General features: G+C 67.9%; 17 protein-coding genes, 4 tRNA genes and 1 pseudogene. 15 read left to right on the top strand and 7 right to left on the bottom strand.

The features are described 5' to 3' along the window. Window positions 1–82 precede the first annotated feature (82 nt). The 7 genes from OG711_RS21040 to OG711_RS21010 all read left to right on the top strand — a co-directional run bounded on the left by OG711_RS21040 (window position 83) and on the right by OG711_RS21010 (window position 8,502). The gene (locus OG711_RS21040; RefSeq protein ID WP_405673888.1) at window positions 83–1,768 is read left to right on the top strand and encodes a metallophosphoesterase family protein; all 1,686 of its coding nucleotides are present in this window, start codon (window positions 83–85) and stop codon (window positions 1,766–1,768) included. Window positions 1,769–1,848: 80 nt separating this feature from the next. Further along, a tRNA-Glu gene (locus tag OG711_RS21035) sits at window positions 1,849–1,921 on the top strand. A 32-nt stretch (window positions 1,922–1,953) separates the two neighbouring features. Then, window positions 1,954–2,028, top strand: a tRNA-Asp gene (locus OG711_RS21030). A 23-nt stretch (window positions 2,029–2,051) separates the two neighbouring features. Beyond that, window positions 2,052–2,125 (top strand) — tRNA-Phe (locus tag OG711_RS21025). A 260-nt stretch (window positions 2,126–2,385) separates the two neighbouring features. After that, window positions 2,386–4,695, top strand: coding sequence for a (Fe-S)-binding protein (locus tag OG711_RS21020; protein WP_329560046.1), 2,310 nt, complete (start codon window positions 2,386–2,388; stop codon window positions 4,693–4,695). Between the two features lie 468 nt (window positions 4,696–5,163). Next, a complete protein-coding gene (locus OG711_RS21015) occupies window positions 5,164–6,783 on the top strand; it encodes an FG-GAP and VCBS repeat-containing protein (RefSeq protein WP_329560045.1) in 1,620 nt (539 codons plus the stop codon). Between the two features lie 642 nt (window positions 6,784–7,425). Continuing rightward, on the top strand, window positions 7,426–8,502 hold the full coding sequence (locus OG711_RS21010; RefSeq protein WP_329560044.1) for a Yip1 family protein: 1,077 nt from the start codon (window positions 7,426–7,428) through the stop codon (window positions 8,500–8,502). Window positions 8,503–8,624: 122 nt separating this feature from the next. Here OG711_RS21010 and OG711_RS21005 read toward each other — a convergent pair whose 3' ends face one another. Further along, on the bottom strand, window positions 8,625–9,134 hold the full coding sequence (locus OG711_RS21005) for a phosphoribosyltransferase (protein WP_073787491.1): 510 nt from the start codon (window positions 9,132–9,134) through the stop codon (window positions 8,625–8,627). After that, complete coding sequence (gene dcd, locus OG711_RS21000) at window positions 9,131–9,706, bottom strand: dCTP deaminase (protein ID WP_073787489.1); 576 nt, start codon at window positions 9,704–9,706, stop codon at window positions 9,131–9,133. The genes OG711_RS21005 and dcd overlap by 4 nt, the downstream gene beginning before the upstream one ends. 568 nt (window positions 9,707–10,274) lie before the next feature. Between dcd and OG711_RS20995 the strand changes: the two genes are divergently transcribed. Then, window positions 10,275–10,348 (top strand) — tRNA-Gly (locus OG711_RS20995). A gap of 51 nt (window positions 10,349–10,399) precedes the next feature. Here OG711_RS20995 and OG711_RS20990 read toward each other — a convergent pair. Further along, window positions 10,400–10,777 (bottom strand): annotated as a pseudogene (locus tag OG711_RS20990) (tyrosine-type recombinase/integrase); the annotation flags it as partial. A gap of 61 nt (window positions 10,778–10,838) precedes the next feature. Here OG711_RS20990 and OG711_RS20985 point away from each other — a divergent pair. Then, window positions 10,839–11,267 carry a hypothetical protein gene (locus OG711_RS20985; RefSeq protein ID WP_329560043.1) on the top strand — a complete coding sequence of 143 codons (429 nt, stop codon included), beginning with the start codon at window positions 10,839–10,841 and terminating at the stop codon, window positions 11,265–11,267. Between the two features lie 432 nt (window positions 11,268–11,699). Here OG711_RS20985 and OG711_RS20980 read toward each other — a convergent pair whose 3' ends face one another. Then, on the bottom strand, window positions 11,700–12,170 hold the full coding sequence (locus OG711_RS20980; protein WP_329560042.1) for a hypothetical protein: 471 nt from the start codon (window positions 12,168–12,170) through the stop codon (window positions 11,700–11,702). 211 nt (window positions 12,171–12,381) lie between these two features. Here OG711_RS20980 and OG711_RS20975 point away from each other — a divergent pair, with 211 nt between their 5' ends. Together OG711_RS20975 and OG711_RS20970 are read left to right on the top strand one after the other, a co-directional pair. Beyond that, window positions 12,382–12,819 (top strand): hypothetical protein, encoded by a 438-nt coding sequence (locus OG711_RS20975; RefSeq protein WP_329560041.1) that lies wholly within the window; start codon window positions 12,382–12,384, stop codon window positions 12,817–12,819. 150 nt (window positions 12,820–12,969) lie between these two features. Further along, window positions 12,970–13,422 (top strand): hypothetical protein, encoded by a 453-nt coding sequence (locus tag OG711_RS20970; RefSeq protein WP_329560040.1) that lies wholly within the window; start codon window positions 12,970–12,972, stop codon window positions 13,420–13,422. Between the two features lie 10 nt (window positions 13,423–13,432). Here the strand turns inward: OG711_RS20970 and OG711_RS20965 are convergent, their stop codons facing one another. Beyond that, the gene (locus OG711_RS20965) at window positions 13,433–13,618 is read right to left on the bottom strand and encodes a hypothetical protein (RefSeq protein WP_329560039.1); all 186 of its coding nucleotides are present in this window, start codon (window positions 13,616–13,618) and stop codon (window positions 13,433–13,435) included. A 1,974-nt stretch (window positions 13,619–15,592) separates the two neighbouring features. On the opposite strand from OG711_RS20965, the gene OG711_RS20960 reads away from it, so the two are divergent. The 4 genes from OG711_RS20960 to OG711_RS20945 are packed head-to-tail and all read left to right on the top strand — an operon-like array spanning window position 15,593 to window position 21,852. After that, a complete protein-coding gene (locus OG711_RS20960; RefSeq protein ID WP_266517491.1) occupies window positions 15,593–15,991 on the top strand; it encodes an SseB family protein in 399 nt (132 codons plus the stop codon). After that, window positions 15,991–16,635, top strand: a complete 645-nt coding sequence (locus OG711_RS20955; RefSeq protein ID WP_266517494.1) for a hypothetical protein — start codon at window positions 15,991–15,993, stop codon at window positions 16,633–16,635. Before OG711_RS20960 ends, OG711_RS20955 begins: the two co-directional genes overlap by 1 nt. A gap of 4 nt (window positions 16,636–16,639) precedes the next feature. After that, the gene (locus tag OG711_RS20950) at window positions 16,640–21,433 is read left to right on the top strand and encodes a putative T7SS-secreted protein (RefSeq protein WP_329560038.1); all 4,794 of its coding nucleotides are present in this window, start codon (window positions 16,640–16,642) and stop codon (window positions 21,431–21,433) included. Then, on the top strand, window positions 21,433–21,852 hold the full coding sequence (locus tag OG711_RS20945; protein ID WP_266517500.1) for a hypothetical protein: 420 nt from the start codon (window positions 21,433–21,435) through the stop codon (window positions 21,850–21,852). Before OG711_RS20950 ends, OG711_RS20945 begins: the two co-directional genes overlap by 1 nt. A gap of 294 nt (window positions 21,853–22,146) precedes the next feature. Here OG711_RS20945 and OG711_RS20940 read toward each other — a convergent pair whose 3' ends face one another. Both OG711_RS20940 and OG711_RS20935 read right to left on the bottom strand, forming a co-directional pair. Next, on the bottom strand, window positions 22,147–22,467 hold the full coding sequence (locus OG711_RS20940; RefSeq protein ID WP_266517503.1) for a hypothetical protein: 321 nt from the start codon (window positions 22,465–22,467) through the stop codon (window positions 22,147–22,149). Further along, window positions 22,464–23,639 (bottom strand): Shedu anti-phage system protein SduA domain-containing protein, encoded by a 1,176-nt coding sequence (locus tag OG711_RS20935; protein ID WP_266517506.1) that lies wholly within the window; start codon window positions 23,637–23,639, stop codon window positions 22,464–22,466. Before OG711_RS20935 ends, OG711_RS20940 begins: the two co-directional genes overlap by 4 nt. Between the last annotated feature and the right edge of the window lies 1 nt (window position 23,640).

Raw genomic sequence — 23,640 nt, 5'->3', positions numbered from 1 at the left:
CGGTCCTTGCCTGCCGGTCCCATGACCGCCCCCCATGACGCTCCCCCGCATGGCCGACCGGCCGCCGGGGCATACGGGACCAATGCCCCGCGACACGCCCCGCGGCCCGGACCGCGGCACCTCCCGTACGCCTGCCCGCACTTCGCCCCGTACGACGTCCCGCACGGCCTCCCGCACGACTTCCCGTACGAAGAAGTCGTCCGCGGCATCCCGTAGGGCGTTCCGCGCGAGGTTCGGTAAGGGGTTCGGTACGGGGCTCGGCAAGGCGTTCCGTACGGCGTTCCGGCCGCGGGCGCGGCGGTCCCGTCCCGTACGGCCGGTGGAGCTGCCGGCGCGCCCGGGGCACCCGTACCGCAGGGCGCTGGGGATGGCGGGGGTCGTGCTGGCGGGGGCGTGGCTGGGGCTGCTGGTGGTGGGGAGTGTGCGGGTGCCGGTGGGTCCGATGGACACGAGCATGACCCTGCGGGCCTCGCTGTCCGGCGGTACGAAGATCAATGTGTCCCCGCTGGGCGCGCTGGAGCTGGACACCCACACCGCGCCGATCCGGCTGGACGTGGACGTGGAACAGCTCGACCCGGTGCGTTCACAGGCGCTGGTCAAGCACCCGGAGCGGATATCCGGGCTCCAGGACGAGGTGGCCCGGGACGTCGGGCGCGGCACGCTCGACCTGGCGGTGCGGTCCTGTGCGGCGGTCGTGGTGGGGGCGGGCACGCTGGGGCTCGTGGTCTACCGGCGGCCGCGCCGCGCGGTGGCGGCGGGCGGGCTCGCGCTGGCGCTGCTGGTCACCTCGGGGGCGACCGCGCTGGCCACCTGGCGGCCCGGCGCGGTGCTGGAACCGCGCTTCTCCGGGCTGCTCACCAGCGCGCCCTCGGTGGTCGGGGACGCGCGCAGCATCGTCAGCGAGTTCGATGTGTACCAGCAGGAGTTGGCGCGGCTGGTGACCAATGTGACCAAGCTGTACGACGCGACGTCCACGCTCCCCGCGTACCGCCCGGAAGCGTCCACCCTGCGGGTGCTGCATGTGTCGGACATCCATCTGAACCCGGCGAGCTGGAAGATCGTCGCCTCGCTGGTGGAGCAGTACGCGATCGACGTGATCGTGGACACGGGCGACACGATGGACCACGGCAGCGCGGCCGAGAACGGCTTCCTGGACCCGATCGAGGACCTGGGCGCCCCGTATGTGTGGGTGCGGGGCAACCACGACTCCCGGACGACCCAGCGCTATCTGGAGCGGATGCGCGATGTCCATGTCCTGGACGAGGGACGCGCGGTCACCGTGGCGGGAGTGAGGTTCGCCGGTACGGGTGACCCGACGTTCACGCCCGACCGGTCGACCCCGGCGGGCGGTGACGCGGCGAACCGGATGGCGGGCATCCGGCTCGCGTCCACGCTGCGGGACCAGCGGTCGGCGGGTACCCCGGTCGACATCGCGGTGGTCCATCAGCCGGCGGCGGCGCGGGAGACCGACGGGACGGTCCCGATGGTCCTGGCCGGGCACTACCACCGGCAGGAGACGCGGACCCTGCCGCTGGGGACCCGGATGCGGCTGGAGGGTTCCACGGGCGGCGGCGGGCTGCGCGCGGTCGAGGGGAAGAAGCCGGACCCGGTGGAGGCGTCGGTCCTCTACCTGGACCGGGACACCCGCCGGCTCCAGGCGTGGGACGAGATCGAACTGGGTGGTCTGGGCCTCAGCACGGCCGAGGTGAGCCGCCATCTGGCGGAGGAGAACCGGCCCGGCGCGACCCCTCCGGAGCGGGTCCCGTAAACCGTTTTGGCGATACCTCCCGGCATCCCATATGCTTCTCACGTCCCCGACGCGCTGAGAAGCGCCCAGGCGGGCCGATAGCCCTCATCGTCTAGCGGCCTAGGACGCCGCCCTTTCAAGGCGGTAGCACGGGTTCGAATCCCGTTGGGGGCACAGTGTGCAAGACTGTTTCGGCACACGCACCGGGTCCTGTGGAGCAGCTTGGAGTGCTCGCCACCCTGTCAAGGTGGAGGCCGCGGGTTCAAATCCCGTCAGGACCGCTGAAGTTCTTCGTGAACTTCGTGGCTGGGTAGCTCAGTTGGTACGAGCGATCGCCTGAAAAGCGATAGGTCGCCGGTTCGATCCCGGCCCCAGCCACTTTCGCCCGTAAGGGCACACAGCCCCACCGGATCTCTCCGGCGGGGCTGTTCTCGTTCCCGGGCCACCCTCCCCGCCCGTTCCCCTCCCGGTTCCCTCCCTCGCCCCACGCCCCGTCAAGCCGCCGTGGGATAGGGGAACCTCAGCGACACAGATCACCGCCCGGCTGACTACAGTGCGGCGAAACAACTGGGTACCCTCGAACGAACCCCATAAGTTACCGCTTAGTAGTCAAGTTCTCGCAGGCCCGAGGAGCCTCCATGCAACTCGCCGCGATCATTGTGTCGTTGGTGCTCGCCACGGTCGGCGCAGCCCTGTTCGTCCGGGCCATCGCACAGATCTACCGCTATGTGCGCCTGGGGCAGGATGTCCCGGCGGGCACCCGAACGGACGACCCGGCCGGGCGTACCGTCACGGTCGCACGGGAGTTCCTCGGCCATACGCGGATGAACCAGTGGGGCGTCGTCGGCGTGGCGCACTGGTTCGTCTCGGTCGGCTTCTTCGCGCTGGTCCTGACCCTGGTGCACGCCCTCGGGCAGCTCTTCCAGGCGGACTGGACGCTCCCGCTCATCGGGACCTGGGCGCCGTACGAGATCTTCACCGAGCTGATCGGCGTCCTGACCGTCCTCGGCATCCTCACCCTCATCGTGATCCGCCAGCTCTCGCTGCCGGACCGCCCGGGACGCAAGTCCCGCTTCGCGGGCTCCAACATGGGTCAGGCGTACTTCGTCGAAGCCGTCATCCTGATCATCGGTGTCGCGATCCTGGTGCTGCGCGGGCTGGAGGGCGCGCTGCACCACGTGGACGGGTACACCCCCGCCTATCTGGTCTCGTACCCGCTGGTCGCGCTCTTCGACGGGCTCTCCGTCGGCACGCTCCAGAACCTCGTGTACCTCTTCGCGATGATCAAGATCTCCACGTCGTTCATCTGGATGATCACGGTCTCGCTCCGTACCGACATGGGTGTCGCCTGGCACCGGTTCCTCGCTTTCCCGAACATCTGGTTCAAGCGGCGCGCCGACGGCGGCACCGCGCTCGGTGAACTGCTGCCGATGACCTCCGGCGGCAAGGTCATCGACTTCGAGGACCCGGGCGACGACGACGTGTTCGGCGTCAGCCAGGTCGAGCACTTCTCCTGGAAGGGCCTGCTCGACTTCTCCACCTGCACCGAGTGCGGACGCTGCCAGTCGCAGTGCCCCGCCTGGAACACCGGCAAGCCGCTCTCCCCCAAGCTGCTGATCATGTCGCTGCGCGACCACGCGCACGCCAAGGCCCCGTATCTGCTCGCGGGCGGCGGCAAGACGATGGAGGGCGAGGAGAAGGCGAGCGCCGAGGCGCTGAAGGACGTACCGGCCGCGGCCCTCGCCGAGGCCGAACGCCCGCTCATCGGCACCGCCGAGGAGAACGGCGTCATCGACCCGGACGTGCTGTGGTCCTGCACCACCTGCGGCGCCTGTGTCGAGCAGTGCCCGGTCGACATCGAGCACATCGACCACATCGTCGACATGCGCCGCTACCAGGTGATGATCGAGAGCGCGTTCCCCTCCGAGGCCGGGACGATGCTCAAGAACCTGGAGAAGAAGGGCAACCCCTGGGGGCTGGCGAAGAAGCAGCGCCTGGAGTGGACCAAGGAGGTCGACTTCGAGGTGCCGGTCGTCGGCCAGGACCTCGAAGACCTCGGCGAGGTCGACTATCTGTACTGGGTCGGCTGCGCCGGCGCCTTGGAGGACCGGGCGAAGAAGACCACCAGGGCGTTCGCCGAACTGCTGCACATCGCGGGCGTGAAGTTCGCGATCATGGGCGGCGACGAGAAGTGCACCGGCGACTCCGCCCGCCGCCTCGGCAACGAGCCGCTGTTCCAGCAGCTCGGCCAGGAGAACGTGGCCATGCTGAACATGGCGTTCGGCGAGGACGACGAGGACGCGACGACCCGCAAGCCGAAGTCCGCGAAGAAGATCGTCTCGACCTGCCCGCACTGCTTCAACACCATCGCCAACGAGTACCCGCAGCTCGGCGGCGACTACGAGGTCATCCACCACACCCAGCTGCTCCAGCACCTCATCGACGAGGGCCGGCTGATCCCGGTCACCCCCGTCGAGGGGCTGATCACCTACCACGACCCGTGCTACCTGGGCCGCCACAACAAGGTCTACACACCGCCGCGCGAGATCATCGCCAAGGTGCCGGGCCTGCGGAACGAGGAGATGCACCGCCACAAGGAACGCGGCTTCTGCTGCGGCGCGGGCGGCGCGCGGATGTGGATGGAGGAGCGGATCGGCAAGCGCATCAACAACGAGCGGGTGGACGAGGCGCTGTCCCTCAACCCCGACATCGTCTCGACGGCGTGCCCGTTCTGCCTGGTGATGCTCACCGACTCCGTCAACGCCAAGAAGGCGGCGGCCGAGAGCGGTACGAGCGAGGGCGGTACCGGCGGGGCCCAGGTGAAGGAGTCCCTCCAGGTGGTGGACGTCGCCCAGCTGCTGCTGGAGTCGGTGCGCACCCCCGGCGACGAGCCTCCGGCCGGGACGGCCCCCGCGGAGAACGAGCCGGAGCCGCAGCCGGCCACCTGACCGCGGTCCGGTGACCCTGGGCCGCGTTCGCGGTTCGCGGTTCGCGGTCCGGCGACCTGACTGCGGCTCACGGTCGCGGTTCGCGGTCCGGCGACCTGACTACGGCTCGCGGTTCGCGGCTCATGGCTCGCAGCTCGCGGTTCGCGCCGGTTCGTCGTACGCCCCGGAGACGGGATCAAGGCCCGGGTCCACCCCTTTGAGGTGACCCGGGCCTCGTGCGTACCCGGGGGCGGCGCGGGAGGCGTACTGATGGACGTACGTACCCGGCCTACGACGCGGAGGCGGACCCACCGGGACGGGCCCTGCCGGGAGACGTACCGTCCGTACGCCACGAACCGTACGCGCGTGCGAATCCGCTGCAACCGTTCCCCGGCGGTCGGCGTCGGAATATGCGCCGGACAGGTACGGGCCCTCTCCGGCGGCCCCCGCGCCTGCCCGGCCACCCCCTTCCCCACCCAGGAGCCGTACGTGCGCAACAACCGATCGGCCGCCGCCCTGGCCGCGTTCCTCCTCGCGTCCGGGGCGGCCGTCACCCTCGCCACCGCGCACCCCGCGCTCGCCGGGACCCCCGGCGGTACGTACGCGAACGACCGCAACAGCGACTTCGACGGCGACGGGTTCGAGGACGTCGTGATCGCCGCGCCCGACGCGACCGTGGCCGGGGCGAGCGGCGCGGGCCGGGTGAGCGTGCGGTACGGCACCGCCGACGGGGTCGGCGTCCAGCGCGTCAGCCGGCTCAGCCAGGCCACCCCCCGCGTTCCCGGGGCACCCGAGGCGGGCGACCGGTTCGGCGCGGCCCTCGCCACCGGTGACCTCGACAGCGACGGGTACGACGACCTGATCGTCGGCGTCCCCGGCGAGGATCTGGGCGGCGCGCGCGACGCGGGCGGGGCGACCGTGCTGTGGGGCACCCCGACGGGTCTCGCGGGGTCCGTCGGCTGGCTCCAGGCACCGCGTCCCACTGGTGGGGACCGCTTCGGCGCGGTGCTCGCCGCCGCCCGTTTCAGCGCGGCGAACCCCGGTGATCTGCTCGTCGTGGCCGACCGCGACGGCCTGGAGCTCCTCGAATTCGCGCCGGGGGAGCTCCCCGGTCCCGGACCCGGCCCGGGACAGCCCGGCGGCGACCAGCCGGGCGGTATCGTCCCGCGCGCGGCCGAGGCGGGTGCCGGTCAGGCCGCGGGTGCCGGTCAGGCCGCGGGTGCCGGGTCCACCGTCACGCCCCGGACCGTCACGCCCCGGACCCTCACCCGGCAGCCGCTGTCCCGGCCCGCCGGCGCGCGTGCCGTGCTGCCGCGGACCCTCACGACCGGCGACCACAACCGCGACGGGCTCGCGGACCTCGTCGTCTCCGGGGTCACCACCGGCGCCGAACCCGGTCACGGCTGGTCCGCGTACTTCCCCGGCGGCGACCGGGGCCCGGGGTACGCGCGGGAGTCGCGGGGCGGGCCCGTCGCCGCGTCCGGGGACATCGACGGCGACGGGTACGACGACCTCGTCACCGGTGAGCCCGCGTCCCCCGACGACGGCGGCGAGACCCTGACCGGGGGGCTGGTCGGCGTCCGCTACGGCGGTCCCGACGGGCCCGCGGCCACACCTCAGTGGTGGACCCAGGACTCCCCCGGGCTCCCGGGCACCGCCGAACGCGGTGACGCCTTCGGCGGCGACCTCTCCGTCGCGGACGCGGACGGCGACGGGTACGCCGATGTCGTGATCGGCGCACCCGGCGAGGACGTGGGCCGCGCCGCCGACGCGGGGGCGGTGTGGGTGCTCAGGGGTACGGCGTCCGGGCTCTCCGCGCGCGGGGTCGCGCACTGGAACCAGGACTCCCGGTGGATTCCCGGCAAGGCGGAGCCGGGGGACGCGTGGGGGGCACAGGTCCGGTTCACGGGGCCCGACCCGCGGGGCCGGTACGCGTTGCTGGTCTCGGCACCCGGGGAGGACGGGCGCCGGGGCGTGGTGTGGGCGCTGCCCGCGGGGCCCGGCGGGGTGAGCGGGGCGGGGGCCTGGACGTTCGGGCTCGACGCTGACGCTGGTGCCGCCGCCGGGAAGTTCGACGCGGCCCGGTTCGGTTCGGTCATCGACGAGTAGGTCCCGCCACGGTCCCCCACCCCGGTACGCAGGCCGGCCCCGCACCCCCTCCGGCGGAGCCGGCCTGCTTTTCGCCTTCGCTTGCGCTTTTGAGGTCTGTCCGGGTGGGCGCACTTGTCCCGTGCGGGTCGCTCGGTGGGTGCGCAGTTCCCCGCGCCCCTTTGGGGCGCGTCCGGCCGGTTCTTCGGGTCGGTGCCGGTCGGGATTCTCCGTCCTCGCTCCAACGCGCTCGGTACGACGTCCAGTGGATGTACTGGTGGCGTCGGAGTCTGCGGGCAGAGATTCCCGCCCACCCCCTTACGCAGCCATGCGACTGCGAGAGGAGGAGGGTGAAGAACAACCTCAGGGGGCGCCCCCGAAGGGGCGCGGGGAACTGCGCGAAGACGAGGACGGTCCCGCACACGACGAACAATCCCGAAGGGGCAGCATCCAGGGGCGCGGGGAACTGCGCGAAACCCACGAGCGACGGCACAGGAACGAAGTACGCCCAGCACAGGGGACCTCGGAAGCGCGAGCGAAGGCGACCCGCGGGGAACTGCGCACCCACGAACGACGGGCACCGGGACAAGTACGCCCCGCCGGACAGACCCCGAAGCGCCCAGAAGCGCGGGCGAAGGCGACCCGTCGGGGGTCCCCTAGGGGATGTCACAGCTCGGCCGCAAACCCCGTCCCCCACCCCCGCCCCCAGCCCACCGCTCCGCCGGACCAGGTACGTTCGATGACGTGGCTGGATTCAGGATCGGACGCGGCCGGGACAACCGCACACCGCAGGCGCGACCCCAACAACCCCCGCAGCAGCAGCCGTACGGTCAGCAGGCCCCGTACGGCGGGCCGCCACCCTCCCCTGCCCAAGGCCGACCGCCGTACGGGCAGCCGCAGCAGTACGGCGGCCAGGGCGGTGGCTACGGCCAGAGCGGCGGCTGGCCGCAGGGCCCCGCCCCGGGACAGGGCAGGGGACCCGGACAGAGACAGGGCCAGGGACCCGGCCAGGGGCAGGGGCCGGGTCGGCACGGGGAGCCGGAGTACTTCGGCGACGGGCAGCACCACCCCCAGCAGTGCGCCCACGACCCCTACGCGGCCAACAACCCCGGCCACACGCAGGCGTTCACCGTCGGCGAGGACCCCTACAACCAGGGCGGGACGTACCACGCGGGCCAGCCCGCCGCGCCGCCCGCCGGCCCTCCGCTGCACTGGAAGGAACTCCTCAAGGGCATCGTCGTCCGCCCCGGAGCGACCTTCCTGCGGATGCGGGACTACTCGGTCTGGGGCACGGCGCTGGTCGTGACGTTCCTCTACGGCCTGCTGGCGATCTTCGGCTTCGACGGGGCGCGTGAGGACGCGATCAGCTCGACGCTGTCGTCGGCCGTGCCGTACGTCCTGCTGACCGGTGTCGTGATGGTGTTCGGCGCGTTCGTGCTCGGTGTGGTCACCCACACGCTGGCGCGTCAGCTCGGCGGGGACGGGGCCTGGCAGCCGACGGTCGGTCTGTCCATGCTGATCATGGCCCTCACGGACACACCCCGGCTGATCGTGGCCATGTTCGCCGGCGGCGACAAGCCGTTCGTGCAGATCCTCGGCTGGATCACCTGGATCGCGGCGGGCGCCCTGTTCACGGTGATGGTGAACAAGTCGCACGACCTGCCGTGGCCGAAGGCACTGGGCGCGTCGGCGATCCAGCTGGCGGCGCTGCTGTCGATCATCAAGCTCGGGACGTTCTGACCGCCCCCGGGGGCCGGTGTACGACGACGAACGGGGCGCGGGGGCGGAGAAGGATCCGCCCCCGCGCCCCGTTCGTCGTACCGGATGCGGAAGGACCAGGTCAGGAGTGGATCAGGCGTAGGTCAGGCGTCGAGGACCTGTCCGGAGCGGCGTACGACGGGCGGCTCGACGCTCCAGGGGAAGTTGATCCACTCGTCGGTGCGCTTCCACACGTACTCGCACTTCACGAGGGAGTGGGACTTCTCGTACACGACGGCGGAGCGGACCTCCGCGACATGGTCGAGGCAGAAGTCGTGGACGAGCTTCAGGGTCTTCCCGGTGTCCGCGACATCGTCCGCGATGAGGACCTTCTTGTCGGTGAAGTCGATCGCGTTGGGGACGGGCGCCAGCATCACCGGCATCTCCAGGGTCGTCCCCACCCCGGTGTAGAACTCCACGTTGACCAGGTGGATGTTCTTGCAGTCGAGGGCGTACGCGAGACCGCCGGCGACGAAGACGCCGCCGCGCGCGATGGAGATGATGACGTCCGGCCGGTACCCGTCGTCCGCGATCGTCTGCGCCAGCTCCCGGACGGCGGTGCCGAACCGCTCGTACGTCAGGTTCTCCCGTACGCCGGTCCCGGAGGCGCTCATACCTGGGTCCGGTGGAAGTTCAGGAAGGAACGCGAGGCGGTGGGACCGCGCTGGCCCTGGTAGCGCGAACCGTAGCGCTCGGAGCCGTAGGCGAACTCGGCGGGCGAGGTCAGCCGGAACAGACAGAGCTGGCCGATCTTCATCCCGGGCCACAGCTTGATCGGCAGCGTCGCGAGGTTCGACAGTTCGAGGGTGACGTGCCCGGAGAACCCGGGGTCGATGAACCCGGCGGTCGAATGCGTCACGAGCCCGAGGCGTCCGAGGCTGGACTTCCCCTCCAGCCGGCTCGCCAGGTCGTCGGGCAGCGCGATGACCTCGTATGTCGAGGCCAGCACGAACTCACCCGGGTGCAGGATGAACGGCTCGTCGCCCTCGGGCTCCACGAGTCTGGTCAGGTCCGCCTGCTCGACCGAGGGGTCGATATGCGGGTACCGGTGGTTCTCGAACACCCGGAAGTAGCGGTCCAGCCGCACGTCGATGCTCGACGGCTGCACCATCGATTCGTCGTACGGGTCGATACGCACCCGGCCTGCGTCGATCTCGGCCCGGATGTCCTTGTCAGAGAGAAGCACGTCCCGAGGATACGCAAGTCGGACGGCCCCGCTCGCATGCGGGCGCGCCGACGGCGCTACGGGGACGGTACGGCGGCGACCGCGCACGGAGCGCGGCCGCCGCTGCCGGGCGCTAACGCTTGGCGGGTACGACGGGTACGGCGCTGCGGAGCCGAGCGCAGCGGGGGCAGCGCAGGAGCCGCCCGGGGCCGAGCCGCTCGGCCTGCTGCATCGGGAACGAAGCGGTGCTGAACACGTGCCCCTCGGCACACCGGACGACAGTGAGCTGCATCAAGTCCTCTGAGTCCCTTCCCCACGATCCTGGAACGGCGCCGGACCGGGGACAACCGCACGGGCATCCGACGGACCGACGAGAACCGCAACATTACGGGAGGAAAGGGACGCCCATCCAGGCGGCACTCCGATACCCCGCCCACACCCGCCCCGCACCCCAAGGTACGCCCCAACTCCCCCGCCCCACACACCCGTCACCCCCACCCGGGCCGACAGGCCCCACGGCTCGGACGCCGGGGGCCTGGCATGGGGTAGAGTGAGCGCCGATGCACAACCGGTCCCGACCGGTGCACACGCGGGTGTAGTTTAATGGTAGAACATGAGCTTCCCAAGCTCAGAGCGCGAGTTCGATTCTCGTCACCCGCTCCACAATGAAAGCCCAAGTCAGCGACTTGGGCTTTGTTTGTTGTCTAGACCTGTCTAGGTGTCTCGTGCCCGCTCCGTGCCCGATGCCTGTTCATCAGTCTTGGCCGCAGCCTTCCGCCTTTCAGCCTGCATCAGGGAGTCGAGCCCGGAAGCGACCTCACGTTGGCGCTCGGAGTCCGAGTGCTGATAGATGCGCGCGGCCCTATCCGTGGACTGGCCGACACGCACCACCGTGTCCTTGAGCGTCGCGCCCAATCGGGTGGTCAGGGTGTGTTCGGTGTGACGAAGATCGTAGAACCGGACATCGGCCGGCAGTCCGACCACGCTACGGGCCTTGCGCCACTCCCGGCCGAAGGGCGAACGACGGAAAAGCTTGCCCCGCTCGCCCACGAACAACAACCTGCCCGGGGTCTTCTCCGCGTACCAAGCGAGCCAGGCATGGATCAACATGAGTCGATTGAGAGTGGTGGCGCCCTCGCGTACCTTCTGGAACATGGGAGAGGGACGGGACGTCACCAACAACGTAAGCAACGGCGTGAGCGGCCATGTCAACGGGCCCGTGGTCCAGGCTGGATCCATCAACGGCAATGTGATCCTGCCTGCTACGCCGAGCCCAGAGGAGGCAGAGTTACGTGCTCGCTGGTCGGCACGCACGAAACGAATCCTGGACGCCGAAGATGCAGAACGTGCAGCACGCTACGCCCAGTCTCAGTTTCAAAGACAGAAATTCCTCAAGAAGGCACGTCGCGGAATCTACGGGTCTGTCGTATGGATCCTTTTCGGCCTGTTCCTGGTTGTCGGTGGTCACGGATCCGGGGGCGACAGCACGCGAGTGACGTGGGCGTCGATTGGGTGGTTCGACGTGGTGATCGGTTTCGGACTCCTGGCGAAGCACTGGTTGGCTCTTCGACGCTATCGCTGAGTCCCCGGATTGAGCAGCTGATCAACCGCTGTCCTTCAATACGTCTGACACTTGGCGCCACACGTGCGCAGTCGAGTGGATCACGTACCGCAGCCCGTCGCAGGAGCGGTCGTGGCACTTGTTCTGCTTGTCCTCGCCGCGTGCTGTGGTCTCTTCTGGCCAGGCGTAACCGGGCAGCTCGTCGAGGAGTCCCCGGCATGATCGATGTACGCGCAACAGCCCGGAGCCGAGCGCGGTTGACACGCTACGGATGCCGTTGAGCACCTCGCTGTTCGCAAGGGCGACGACGGGATGCCTGTCTGTTCACAATTGAGCGGACAAGCTCGTCGCGGACGGGTCAATAAACGTCCACTCGGGAACGACCTGCTGCTCGTCGAGCCATGCGCTCACGGCGCGGCTGAACTGCGCGTCGGTCATCTGTCGGTGTAAGGCTCACGAGTTGGGGCGCCACTCGTTGACCGCGTACAGCCGGTCGTCGGCGCCGAGGCCGTACAGGATCGCCGAGAACTGGTTCGCGGTTCCGTAGTCGATGGGGACCCAGTACCGGCGCATCGGCGGCAGTTCGTCGAACATATCGTAGACCGCGCCCTCGGCGATCACCCAGGTGCCCTCGATCATCCGGCGGCGCCAGAGTCCGACGCACTCGGCCCGCAGCGCGTCGTTGTAGGCCGCGGAGAGGCTCGGGTTGTCGTCGAGCCGGATGTGCCACGAACGCAGGTCGACACGGTGCACAACCAGCCGGTTCCCGCCGAGCAGTGCAGCGACGTTCGCCTGCTCGTTCCCGGTCACAGCGAGGTACCACTGCGTTTGCGGCGTCGGCCCGTCCGGCACACCGGCGAGCCACTCATCGAGCTGGTACGCGCTGCAGGTTTTGATCTCCAGCAGGCTGGACGGTCGAACCACGAGTGCTTTCGAGAAGGGTTGCACGAACGGTTGCCGAGGTTCTGGGACGAAACCAGGAAAGTACGAGCGGCCAATCCTGCATAGCTGATGAGCGAGCAGGTGGCGCCAATCGTGTGCAGTGGCATGGACGGCGTAGCACAGGGCGTCGACGCTGTGGTCGTCGAGTTTCAGGGGGTACGGTGGAGGCCTCAGATGCTGCAAAGGTGGTTCGATGGAAGCGGAGTTGGTGGCACTTGCTGCCGCAGGCGCTACGGCATTGGTTCAGCAGATGGCGGTGGACTCCTGGGCACAAGCTCGTGACCGGATGGTGTCGTTCTTCTCGCGTCGCGGTGGTGGTGAGGAAGACGTGATCGAGGGGGAGCTGGAGACCTCGCGCGGAGAACTGGCGGCGGCAATGGAGGCCAGCGACGAACAGACCGCCTTGGATGTCCAGGCGGAGTGGCGTACACGATTGCGGCGCACTTTGCTGGCAAATCCGGCCGCGGCTGCCGAACTGCGGTCAATAATTGTTGACTTGGCGACCCCAAAGGGTGATCAACAGGCCGCGGATGTCCATAACACTATTAGCGGGGGCGTGCAGCACGGTCCAGTGATTCAGGCTGGCAACGTGGGCTCACTGAGCTTCGGGACACCTTTCGATCAGACCTGAGCCTGGCGGCAGTACGGGGCCCACGACGGCGACGGCCACGGTACGCCGCTCTCCGGGAAGGCGAAGGAGGCGGTCACCAAGTGTGCTCGCGGGCATTGGCATCGGCCGCTTCGATGGTGATCTTGTGAGTCAGCGCGTATCTTCCGCCTCATGAGCGAACAGCCTTCCATACGAAACGAGTTGGGTGGAAGCGTCGAGGGCCACGTTGTGCAGTCCGGTGCTATTCACGGCGACGTTGTGTTCACTTCGCCCGCTGCGCCAGTGGACCCGGAGGCAGTAGAAACGCAACGACGTTGGAGCGAACGCCAGCGGCGCATCCTCGATGAAGGGACCGCCAAAGAGGCGGCAGAGCAGCGCAGGTTTGAAGACTATGTCAGGGTCATTCACAGGAAGCGACGTTGGAACTTGTGGTTGCTGTTGGTTGAGGGTCTGGCCGTGGCGCTGGGGTATCTGCGCGCGTTCCCCTCGGCTGTGTTCGTTGGCACCTTGGGTATTCTGCTTGGGCTGATCTCCCTGTACGGCTGGGTCCACTGCTCCGTGCTCTTGTGGAGGGCCCGGACGGGGCGGACTATCCCGATTCCCCGGCACCGGTGGATGTGGTGAGCCGGTGGCGTCACTCGTGCGCACTGGAGTGCACGACGTAGCGCAGCGCGTCGGCGCTATGGTCGTCACGCTTGATCGGCTGGTCCTCGTCGCGGTCGGATGCTGCGGGGTCCCATGCGTAGCCCGGTAGCTCGTCGAACAGCCCGGTGCATGGGCGGTGGATAGGCATCAGCCCGGAGTCGAGGGCGGTCGACACGGATCGGATGTCGTCGAGGACGTCGTTACGCGCCGGGGTAGTGCCGAGGTGCCCGCCATCCTCCCGCTTGATTGCGGGGCGCCGGTGGTGCTTCTAGGTTGCGTCTGGCGATGTGTCCTGTGTTGTTGCTGTGGGGCGCGTTACTGCTTCAAGGCGGCCTTGAAGATCTCGGCGACCTCGTATTTGACGGCGTAGGCCCACAGCGGATCGGTGTCGGCGATCCGCATGGAGGCGGGAAAGTCCCTAGCCATCGGTCGTCCGACCTTCCTGTTTCGGCAGCACTGGCAGGGAGCGCGGGAAGTGAGGTCGGCCGCCAAGCTTGGGCGGGGCTGGCTGCCTTGGTGCGACGCCCGTTCCAGCGCAGGACGGTTCCGGAGCCGGCTGGGAATGGGCCGCCCCAGGCCAGTTCCGGCGAACTGAAGCTCGCCGCGCTACAGGAAGACAGCACCGATCTGAACCGGGCACAGGTACTTGTGACAGCCCTTCACGTACGGGCGGCTCTAGACGAAAAATTCCGCGTCCGCCTCGAAGAGTGGTGGCAGCGGGCACAGGCAGCCGGTGGCGAGGTGCACAAGAGCGTCTCGGGAGGTACGCAGAACGGTCCGGTGATCCAAGGCCGCGACTTCTCCGACCTCACCTTCCACATGACCTGCGGAACGGAGAAGCCGGATCGCGAGTAGCCGGATCGGTCTCACCACGATGCCCGCCGCCACCGGCCTGGTGCGGCACAAAACACCGCCCCCCTGCCTGGTCCGTCAAATCTTGCGGCGAATCGCGCACGCGCCCCGATACTGCTGATGCACGATGGTCGTCTCGAACGATGCGAACGGGAGTGGACTGGTGGAAGAGCACCGCACAGACCGCAACCACCGGCGGCAATGTACGGCATCCCAGACCAACAACGAGGCCAGCGGCGGTACCTTTCACGGTCCTGTGATCATGGGCGGTAAGGTTCAATTCGGGAGAATCAGATTCCGGTCCGGAACGGAACCAGGCTTGGGGCACATGAACAGATGTACTCCTGCGGGGAGTGGGTCGACCTGGCCTACGATCCTGTACCGGAGGCGGGCACCGGCGACTTCTATGACGATCTCCGCGCGGCAGAATTCGATCCTTGGCTCGCCGCAGACGGATTCGCAGACAAGATCGACAGCCGCTGCGCTCACGACCGTCACCTGCCGCTGAACTTGGTCGTGTACGAGAGGCACTCGCGTGTGCCCCGATTCGTCATCGTGTTGACGGGCAACACCTACGGATCCACAATCACCACCTGCGCTGCTTCCCTGCCCGACCTGATGGATCTCCTGGCCAAATGGACTCCGACCATAAATCTCCTGGCCCAGATCGACGGTTTGGCAAAGGATCAAAGGAATTCGACGGAGGCAGACGAGCATTCCGCAGCGGCTCTCTCTGCCCGCGTCCTCCCACCTGTCACGCATCGTGAGCCCGAATGGGCCTCGTACCCCGCGACGGGCCGACTGACGAGGCCCTGAGGTCCGGCTGCGCCTCCATCCAGTTCCGAGCCATCCTGGCCCCAGAATCTGCACGGGTGACCCGATCCCTCCCATCGCACTTAAGGTCGTGCCACAACGTGCCAGTAGGGGCGGTAAGCAGCGGTCGTCAGGGGCTACTCAGGAGCTGGCCGCAAACACCGCAACATTAACCTTGCCGCAGGTCAGAGGCTACGGGTCGAAGTCCCGGCTGCTTCCCAAGCTCAGAGCCCGAGTTCGATTCTCGTCACCCGCTCCAAAAACTAAGCCCCAGGCCAGCGGCCCGGGGCTTAGTTTTTGTCTAGACCAATTGAGGGTCGCGTGTCCGTGTGCGTGCCCGACCACCGCTGATCGCGCTCGTGGTCTCCGGGCCATAGCGTCCGGCCGGGCTCGGGAGCGGGCCCCAACCGCCGTGTTTCCTGGCGGCCTCGCTCGGCGGGGGCCTACGGTGCTTGTGGGTTCGAGAGCCGGAGGGGGTTCCGTGATGGATACGGGGACAGGGTTGGCGGGGCGGATCGCTGAGCGGCGGGCGGGGGCGGGGGATCCGCGAGCGCTGGTGGGTGAGTTGCGGCGGGCTCTCGTTCTGGTGCCGGTGGCGGGCGGTGGGCTGTGGAGGGCGGAGTTCGGCGGGGTGCGGTGGGTGTGCGCTTTCACGGACGAGGAGGCGTTCGCGCGGTTCGCGGCGGCGCGTGGGGAGGCGGGGCGGTCGTGGGAGTTCGCTCAGGTGCGCGGGGCCCGGCTGCTGGATGAGGTGGTTCCCGCGCTGGGGGCGCCGGCCGGGGTGGCGGTGAATGTCGCCGATGGGGACGGGTCGATGCTGTTTCCGCCGGTCGTGGGCATCGTGCCGGACGCGGTGGCCGTGGACGCGGCGGGCCGGGGCTGATGGACGGCGGGGCCGAGGACCTCGGCGTCTCCCGGGAGAGTGTCCAGCAGATCACCTCAGGGCTGCGGGCCGCGATCGCCGAGCTGGGCGAGTTCGGCACCAACACCGGCTCGCTGATGGGCAAGGGACTCTCGGATCTGTCGATGACAGGGGTGGAGGCCGGACACCACGGGCTCTCGACGGACTTCGAGGACTTCTGCGAGTGCTGGGAGTGGGGTGTACGGGCGCTGGTCCAGGACGCGAACACGATCGCGGCGAAGCTCGGGCTGGCGGCGGGGCTGGTCTGGGAGGAGGACCGGTATGTCGAGGGCACGCTGAAGGTCGCGGTGAACGCGGCCCTCGGCAATCCGCACGCCTCGGAGGACGAGATCGTGAAGCAGGAGTGGGGCGAGGTCCTCAGGCCGGACTATCTGGACCCCGACTACAGCCGGGAGTCGTTCGACCAGGCGAAGGCCGAGGCGGCTCAGACCTGGAAGGACACGAGCCGGACGGTGCTGACCGAGGGAATGGGCGGACAGCGCGTCAGCGCGATCAACGACCTGATCGGCGTCGACCAGGAGCAGTTCGAACGAGCCGTCGACAGCACGTACGGGCCCTCACCCGAGGAACGGACCGCGCAGCAGCAGGGCAACGGGGGGAACTGAATCCATGGGCATCGGGGACATCGTCGGTGACCTCACTCCGGACTCGGTGGAGAACGCGGTCGAGAAGGGGACCGAGTGGGTCGGCAACCGGGTCGAGGACGCCGGGGACTGGACCGCCGACCGGCTCGACGATGTCGGCTGGGAATCGGGATCCGACTGGGTCCGGGACAAGTCCCGCTCCCTCGCCAACCGCATGGGCGCGGAAGTCGACGAACTCGACCTCGGGCAGAGCGACGACAAGACCAGACTCGTCTACGGGTCCCCGTCGAAACTGCGCTCCACCGCCGCCCATCTCAAGGATCTCCAGAAGGCCTTCGACAGCGTCGGCAAAGGACTCGGAGGGCTGGACTCCTCCGCGCTCAAGGGGCAGGCCGCGGACGCGTTCCGCACCACGGTGAAGATCGAACCCCCGAAGTGGTTCAAAGCCGCCGACGCGTGTGAGAAGGCAGCCGGAGCGCTTGAGGCCTTCGCCGGCACGGTGGAATGGGCACAGGGGCAGGCACAGACCGCGATCGACACATGGAAAGCCGGGACGAAGGCCTCCGAGGACGCTCTGGACGCGCACAAGGCGAGCGTCGACACGTACAACAAGGCCGCTGACCAGTACAACGCGAAGCCTGCCGACGATCGGGACCCGTCCACCCTGCCACCGAAGCCGGGTGAGTTCTCCGACCCGGGCAAGGCCCGGATGGAGGAAGCTCAGGAACTCCTCGCCGAGGCCCGCAAGCAGCGCAACACAGCCGCCGACACCGCCCGCGGCGCGGTGGCCGCCGCCCGGGACGCGGCCCCGCCGAAGCCCTCGTACGCCGCTCAGATGGCGGACGGCCTGGCCGAGTACGAGGTGCTCCAGACCCACTTCGGCGCGGGAATCGTCAAGGGCACGGCCGGGCTGGTCACATTCGCCCGCAGCCTCAACCCCCTCGACCCGTACAACATCACCCACCCCGCCGAGTACGCCCTCGCCCTCAACAACACCGCCGCCGGCCTGGTCATGGTCGCCAACGACCCCGCGGGCGCCGGCAAGCAGATGATCACCGGCTTCATGAAGGACCCCGCCGAAGGCTTCGGCCGGCTCGTCCCCGACCTGCTGCTGACCGCCGCCACCGGCGGCGCCGGAGCCGGCGTCAAAGGCGCCCGGGTCGCGAAGGAGCTGGCGGACCTGGCCGCCGACACCAACCGGGCACGCAAGGCAGTCGACGACACACCGGAAGGCGCCCACAACCGTACCGACGGCGAGAAGACCACCACCGGCACCGACCCCGTCGACCTCGCCACCGGACGCATGTTCCTCGCCCAGACAGACGTAGCACTCCCCGGGGTGCTGCCCCTCGCCTTTACCCGCCGCGTCGAGTCCGGCTACACCCTCGGCCGGTTCTTCGGCCCCTCCTGGGCCTCCACCATCGACGAACGCCTGAAAATCGACGCCATCGGTGTCATCCACATCACCGACGACGGCAGACTGATCACCTACCCCCACCCCGCCCCCGGACTGCCCACCCGCAGCGAGTCAGGCACCTCCCGCACCACACTCGTCCGCCTGAACGACGGCGACTACACGATCACCGACCCCGACACCGGCCGTACACACCGCTTCGCGGCACCACCGGGTGATCCCGGCGACGACGGCAACGCCTGGGCCGTCCAGATCACCGACCGCAACCACAACACCATCACCATCGACCGCACCGACGACGGCACACCCCTGGCACTCGTCCACTCCGGCGGCTACCACCTCACCCTCACCACCGAAGACGGCAGGATCACGGCACTGGCCCTCGCCGATGGCGAGGAGATCCACCCGATACGGCGTTACGGGTACACGGCCGACAACCTCACCACCGTCGCCAAACCCTCCGGTGCCACACTCACCTTCGAGTACGACCACCACCACCGGATCACGGCCTGGATCGACTCCAACAACAGCCGCTACGACTACACCTACGACCACCGGCACCGCGTGATCGCCGAAGGCGGCGAAGCCGGCCACTTCCGACTCACCCTCACCTACAGCGAACCCGACCCCGAAAGCGGCCACCGCACCACCACCCTCACCACCGCCGAAGGCCACACCACCCGCCACCTCATCGACGGCCAGAGCCGGATCCTCGCCACCACCGACCCCCTCGGCCACACCACCCGCCACACCTACGACGCCAACGGTCATCGGCTCACTCACACCGACCCTCTCGGCCACAACACCGCGTACGCCTACGACGGCGACGGAAGGCTCATCACCGCCACCCGCCCCGATGGCACCGAACTGCGCATGCTGTACAACGAACTGGGCCTGCTCGCCGAGTTCACAGCCCCGGACGGCACCTGCCAACGTCAAGAACACGACGAACACGGCAACCGTACGGCGACCACCGACCAGGCCGGCCACACTACGTACTACACCTACAACAGCAGTGGCCACATCTCCTCCATCAGGGACGCGCTCGGCGCAGTGACCACGATCCGCTGCAACCCTGCCGGACTGCTCATGGAAGTAACCGATCCCGCCGGTTCCACCACCCGGTACGAACGCGATGCTTACGGCCGTCCCCTAGACATCACGGATCCCCTCGGCGCAATCACACGACTTGAGTGGACCGTCGACGGTGAGCTGACACGCCGCACCGGGCCCGACGGCTCAGTGAGAATCTGGACATACGACGGCGAGGGCAACTGCACCAGCCTCACGGACCCCATGGGCCAGACGGTCCACTTCGAGTACACCCATTTCGATCTCCTCGCGGCCCGCACCGGCCCGGACGGCGTGCGGTACGCCTTCCATCACGACTCCGAGCTGCGGCTCACCAGAGTCACCAATCCGGTGGGGCGTAGCTGGAGCTACGCCTTCAACCCGGCAGGGCGGCTCGTCTCCGAGACGGACTTCGACGGGCGCACTCTCACCTACATCCTTGACGCGGCCGGGAGGGTCATGAGCCGTGCCGACGCAAGCGGGAGAGAACTCACGTTCATACGGGACTGCTTCGGCCGCGTGACCCGCAAGACCGCAGGCGGCACCACGACGACCTACGCGTACGACGCGGCTGGGCGACTCGTTCACGCCATCGGCCCGGACAGCGAGCTCATCCATCAGTACGACCGGCGCGGACTGCTGAAAACAGAGATGGTCAACAGCCGGATCACCACCTATGGATACGACAGAGTCGGCCGTCGCACCCACCGGATCACCCCCACCGGTCACCGGACCACCTACGGACATGACGCCACCGGACGGCGCAGTCACCTCACGCCCGGCGGCCACCGCATCACCTTCTCCCATGACGAAGCCGGGCGGGAACGCGAACGCTCCTACGACGACACTCTCACCGTCACATCCGCTTGGGACCTCGCGGGCCGCCTCGCCGCCCAACACCTGACCGCAGGAGACCGCACCCTCAACCACCGCGGCTACACCTACCGCGCCGACGGCCACCTCACCACCGTCGACGACGCGCTCCGCGGCCCGTCCCGCTTCGATCTCGACACCGCCGGCCGGGTCACCGCCGTCACCGCCACCAACTGGAGCGAGACCTACACCTACGACGACCTCGGTAACCAGACCTCGGCCTCCTGGCCCACCACGCACCCCGGGCACGAAGCCACCGGACCCCGCAGCTACACCGGCACCGCCATCACCCGTGCCGGAAACATCCGCTACGAACACGACGCCCTCGGCCGCATCTCTCTGCGCCAGAAGACCAGGCTCTCCCGTAAACCCGACACCTGGCACTACACATGGGATCCCGAGGACCGCCTCACCGCCGTCACCACTCCCGACGGCACCCGCTGGCGCTATCGCTACGACCCTCTGGGTCGCCGCACCGTCAAACAACGCCTCCACGACGACGGTGAGACCGTCCACGAGGAAGTGCGGTTCACGTGGGACGGCACCACCCTCTGCGAACAGACCACGGTCGCGACCGGGCTCCCCCACCCCGTCACCCTCAGCTGGGACCACCACGGTCTGCGTCCACTCGCCCAGACCGAACGCATCCTTGACGCTCACGCACCTCAGTCGGTGATCGACCAGCGCTTCTTCGCCATCGCCACCGACCTCATCGGCACACCCACCGAACTCATCGACGAATCCGGCGACATCGCCTGGCACACCCGCACCACGCTCTGGGGCACCACCACCTGGAATACCAACGCCACCACCTATACCCCCCTCCGCTTCCCCGGCCAGTACCACGACCCCGAAACCGGCCTTCACTACAACTACTTCCGCCACTACGACCCCGAAACCGCCCGCTACCTCACCCCCGACCCTCTCGGCCTCGCACCAGCCCCCAACCCGACCGCCTACGTCCACAATCCCCATAGTGCGTTCGATGCCCTGGGCCTTTCCCCATGCTCAGGCATGAGGGACATGGACTACATGGAGGACAGCGGAATCCCGTCCGGCGCGCCGGTCACTCATGGCCCAACGGGAACACTGGTCGGCGATGACGGGTCCAGCATGCGCAATTTCCGCAATGTGCAGAACGCCGGCGAGCACGACGTGGTCGCCCATGGAACTCCCGATGGCTTCTTGGGCCTGCCCGGGGGCAATGTCAATGGCGGCCAGCTGGCCGATGCGGTGATGAACAATCCCCACTACAATGGGGGTCCGCTCCGTCTCATGGTCTGCCATTCCGGAGCGGATGGGTCAGGCATCGCCCAACAGCTCGCCAATGAACTAGGTGTCACTGTGCGCGCCCCTACCGATATGGTAGGCACGAACCCGGTTCTGGGCCCGGGTCAGGCACCTCAGATCGCCAACAATGGGAACTGGCGTGTCTTCTTGCCGATCACAGGAGCGAGTTGATGAGAACCGTCGGATTCTTCAGGGAAATGTCAAAGACGGATTCACCGGTCTACACGGAGACCCTCCCGAAGGCCCGCGCCGAGGCATCCGACTATTCACGGCGAGACGTTTTTCAATACTTGAATGCCGGCTACCCGGTGCTCGATGTCATGGAATCCACGACCGATCTCATCGGCGGGGCATTTCATGTGCCTGGAGGCCCCTCCGTCCTGACCGACGGAACATTTATTTGGCGCACAGACCTAGCGCCCTATGTTCAGCATTACGCAATCGAGCTGCCTGCCGATTTCGTCGACTTCATGAAACTCAATCGATATATCATTCCACAGGTGCCACAGAATGCCCTGATCGAAATCGCATATTCGGTGAGCAGCATGCTCGGATTCCGTCACGACCCAGGAGCCGCCCCTCAGTCATGACTCAATATACGGGCAGTTTCAACCATCCATGACGCATGGCTTGGGGAATGGATCGATGACGCTTTTCTCAGATGAGCCGTGCAGTGTCGGCCATCCGGGGTGGACGAACCTTCCGATTTCTACACGTCACTCGAACAGCACCGCCACCACTCTCCGTCAGCATTCCATTCGAATCAGTCCCACCGAATTGTCGCAGAAGTGCGCCGCAAATTCGGAGGCATGATCGCCAGAGGTCAAAGGTCGTCCTTCGCCACCAGGGGCGACGCTCGCGAGCGCCACGTTGCGAAGTCGCCATCAGCGCCTGGAGCGCATATGACGGGAGGCTGCCAGGCAGGAGGACAGCCATGACGCCTCCGAGCGATCGATGATCAGATCGCCGATGGTGATCATCCCGTCCATGGGTCCGTCCACCCGTATCGAATGATCACCAATACGGAACATCTTCCAGTCCGCGTCGCTGTGCCAGAGCCGGGCCGTCTTCTCGCCCTTGCGCTGAGCGAAAACGAGTTCCTCTCCGTGCTCGTTGAGGAAGTAGCCGATGTAATCCTTGCCGGTGATCGCGCCACCGCAGAGGCTCGCAAGGAGCGACTCGATCCCAGGAGTGGTGTCGTTCATGCCGTGGGGTCCTCGATCGGGGTGGGGTCCTGACCTGCCGACGAGAGCGCCAGCATCCGGGATGCCGACTCCAGCAGGGTCTCGTACGTGATCACTTCTATGCGTGCCATGTGCGTGTTGTAGGTTCGCAGCGTCTCCGCGACCTCCTGGGGTGTGATGCTCCCTCTCACGTACTGCGGGTGCCCGATCACGACCGTCGCCGAGGCCCTGCGAGTATCGATGCCGTACCGCGCGAGGATGGTCTGTCGGTTCTCGTCCATGGCCCGGAGGTAGTTCTGCGCCTGGGAGACCGCGCGGTGTGCCGGCGCACCCAGCATGAGGTGGCCGCTGGGCCGGATCACCAGGTCCTGGATGTTGGCGCGCTTGAGTTCCACCACGTGGAGAGATCCGTCACCACGCAGCAGCGGGATGTCGAGAATGGTTTCGGGGGTGTACTGACGGCGGGCAAGCTCGGCCACATAGGCACCACCGAAGATCCACTCCTGGTTCTTCAGACAGGCGTGGAGCGCGCTCTCGGAGCTGTCCGAGTGGTCCACCACAGCACGCAGGGACGCAAGGCCGGCCCGTCTGGCCTTCAGTTCGAGCAGTTGGGCCAGCATTCCCGCGTCGGCGTCCGCCAGGACATCGCTCATCATCCGGGCGGTCTCGGCGGTGGCTGGCCGGGGCAGGTTCCGTAGGACCAGCTCCATGTGGCCATGTCGCTGGAGGTACTTCAAGTCCCTGGTGGACAGCTGGATCCCGCCCTCTCCGCTTCCGATTCCCAGATGGTCGGTAGATCGGGCGATGCCGCGAAAGAGGGCATGGGCATCGGCGGCGCTCGCGTCAGGGTTGTCGGCGCACAATGCCTCCAGGACTGCCACCGCTCGCTCGGCACCCAAGGCGGCCATCCGCCGCATGTACTCCTCGCTGCGCCGCCGAGCCCCCTCGTCGTAGTAGTACTCCACGGTGTCGAGGAAGAGGCTGCCGCCGGCGTAGCCGGCGAACCTCTGGAAGCGCTGAGCGAACGCGATGTCCTCGTGCAGAAGGGCCTCTTGGGCGACATCCTCCAAGGCCTCCACCAGCGGTCTGCCCTTGCCGTACGTCCCACCAGGGCCACCCATTATGTGCAAAACCGCGTCGATCCGCTCCCGCACGGTGGCGTGCTCGGTGAGCTCCCGCGCCTCCTTGACCATG

Origin of the sequence: Streptomyces uncialis (assembly GCF_036250755.1) — a bacterium.
GTDB lineage: Bacteria > Actinomycetota > Actinomycetes > Streptomycetales > Streptomycetaceae > Streptomyces > Streptomyces uncialis.
This window is presented reverse-complemented; position numbering and strand designations above follow the sequence as displayed.

What these genes read in the sequence shown, in the direction of transcription:
- OG711_RS21040 (WP_405673888.1), top strand. Translation starts at nt 83, where the DNA reads ATGCCCCGCGACACGCCCCGCGGCCCGGACCGCGGCACCTCCCGTACG.
- OG711_RS21020 (WP_329560046.1), top strand. Translation starts at nt 2,386, where the DNA reads ATGCAACTCGCCGCGATCATTGTGTCGTTGGTGCTCGCCACGGTCGGC.
- OG711_RS21010 (WP_329560044.1), top strand. Translation starts at nt 7,426, where the DNA reads ATGTCACAGCTCGGCCGCAAACCCCGTCCCCCACCCCCGCCCCCAGCC.
- OG711_RS21005 (WP_073787491.1), bottom strand. Translation starts at nt 9,134, where the DNA reads ATGAGCGCCTCCGGGACCGGCGTACGGGAGAACCTGACGTACGAGCGG.
- OG711_RS20985 (WP_329560043.1), top strand. Translation starts at nt 10,839, where the DNA reads ATGGGAGAGGGACGGGACGTCACCAACAACGTAAGCAACGGCGTGAGC.
- OG711_RS20975 (WP_329560041.1), top strand. Translation starts at nt 12,382, where the DNA reads ATGGAAGCGGAGTTGGTGGCACTTGCTGCCGCAGGCGCTACGGCATTG.
- OG711_RS20970 (WP_329560040.1), top strand. Translation starts at nt 12,970, where the DNA reads ATGAGCGAACAGCCTTCCATACGAAACGAGTTGGGTGGAAGCGTCGAG.
- OG711_RS20960 (WP_266517491.1), top strand. Translation starts at nt 15,593, where the DNA reads ATGGATACGGGGACAGGGTTGGCGGGGCGGATCGCTGAGCGGCGGGCG.
- OG711_RS20955 (WP_266517494.1), top strand. Translation starts at nt 15,991, where the DNA reads ATGGACGGCGGGGCCGAGGACCTCGGCGTCTCCCGGGAGAGTGTCCAG.
- OG711_RS20950 (WP_329560038.1), top strand. Translation starts at nt 16,640, where the DNA reads ATGGGCATCGGGGACATCGTCGGTGACCTCACTCCGGACTCGGTGGAG.
- OG711_RS20945 (WP_266517500.1), top strand. Translation starts at nt 21,433, where the DNA reads ATGAGAACCGTCGGATTCTTCAGGGAAATGTCAAAGACGGATTCACCG.
- OG711_RS20940 (WP_266517503.1), bottom strand. Translation starts at nt 22,467, where the DNA reads ATGAACGACACCACTCCTGGGATCGAGTCGCTCCTTGCGAGCCTCTGC.
- OG711_RS20935 (WP_266517506.1), bottom strand. Translation starts at nt 23,639, where the DNA reads ATGGTCAAGGAGGCGCGGGAGCTCACCGAGCACGCCACCGTGCGGGAG.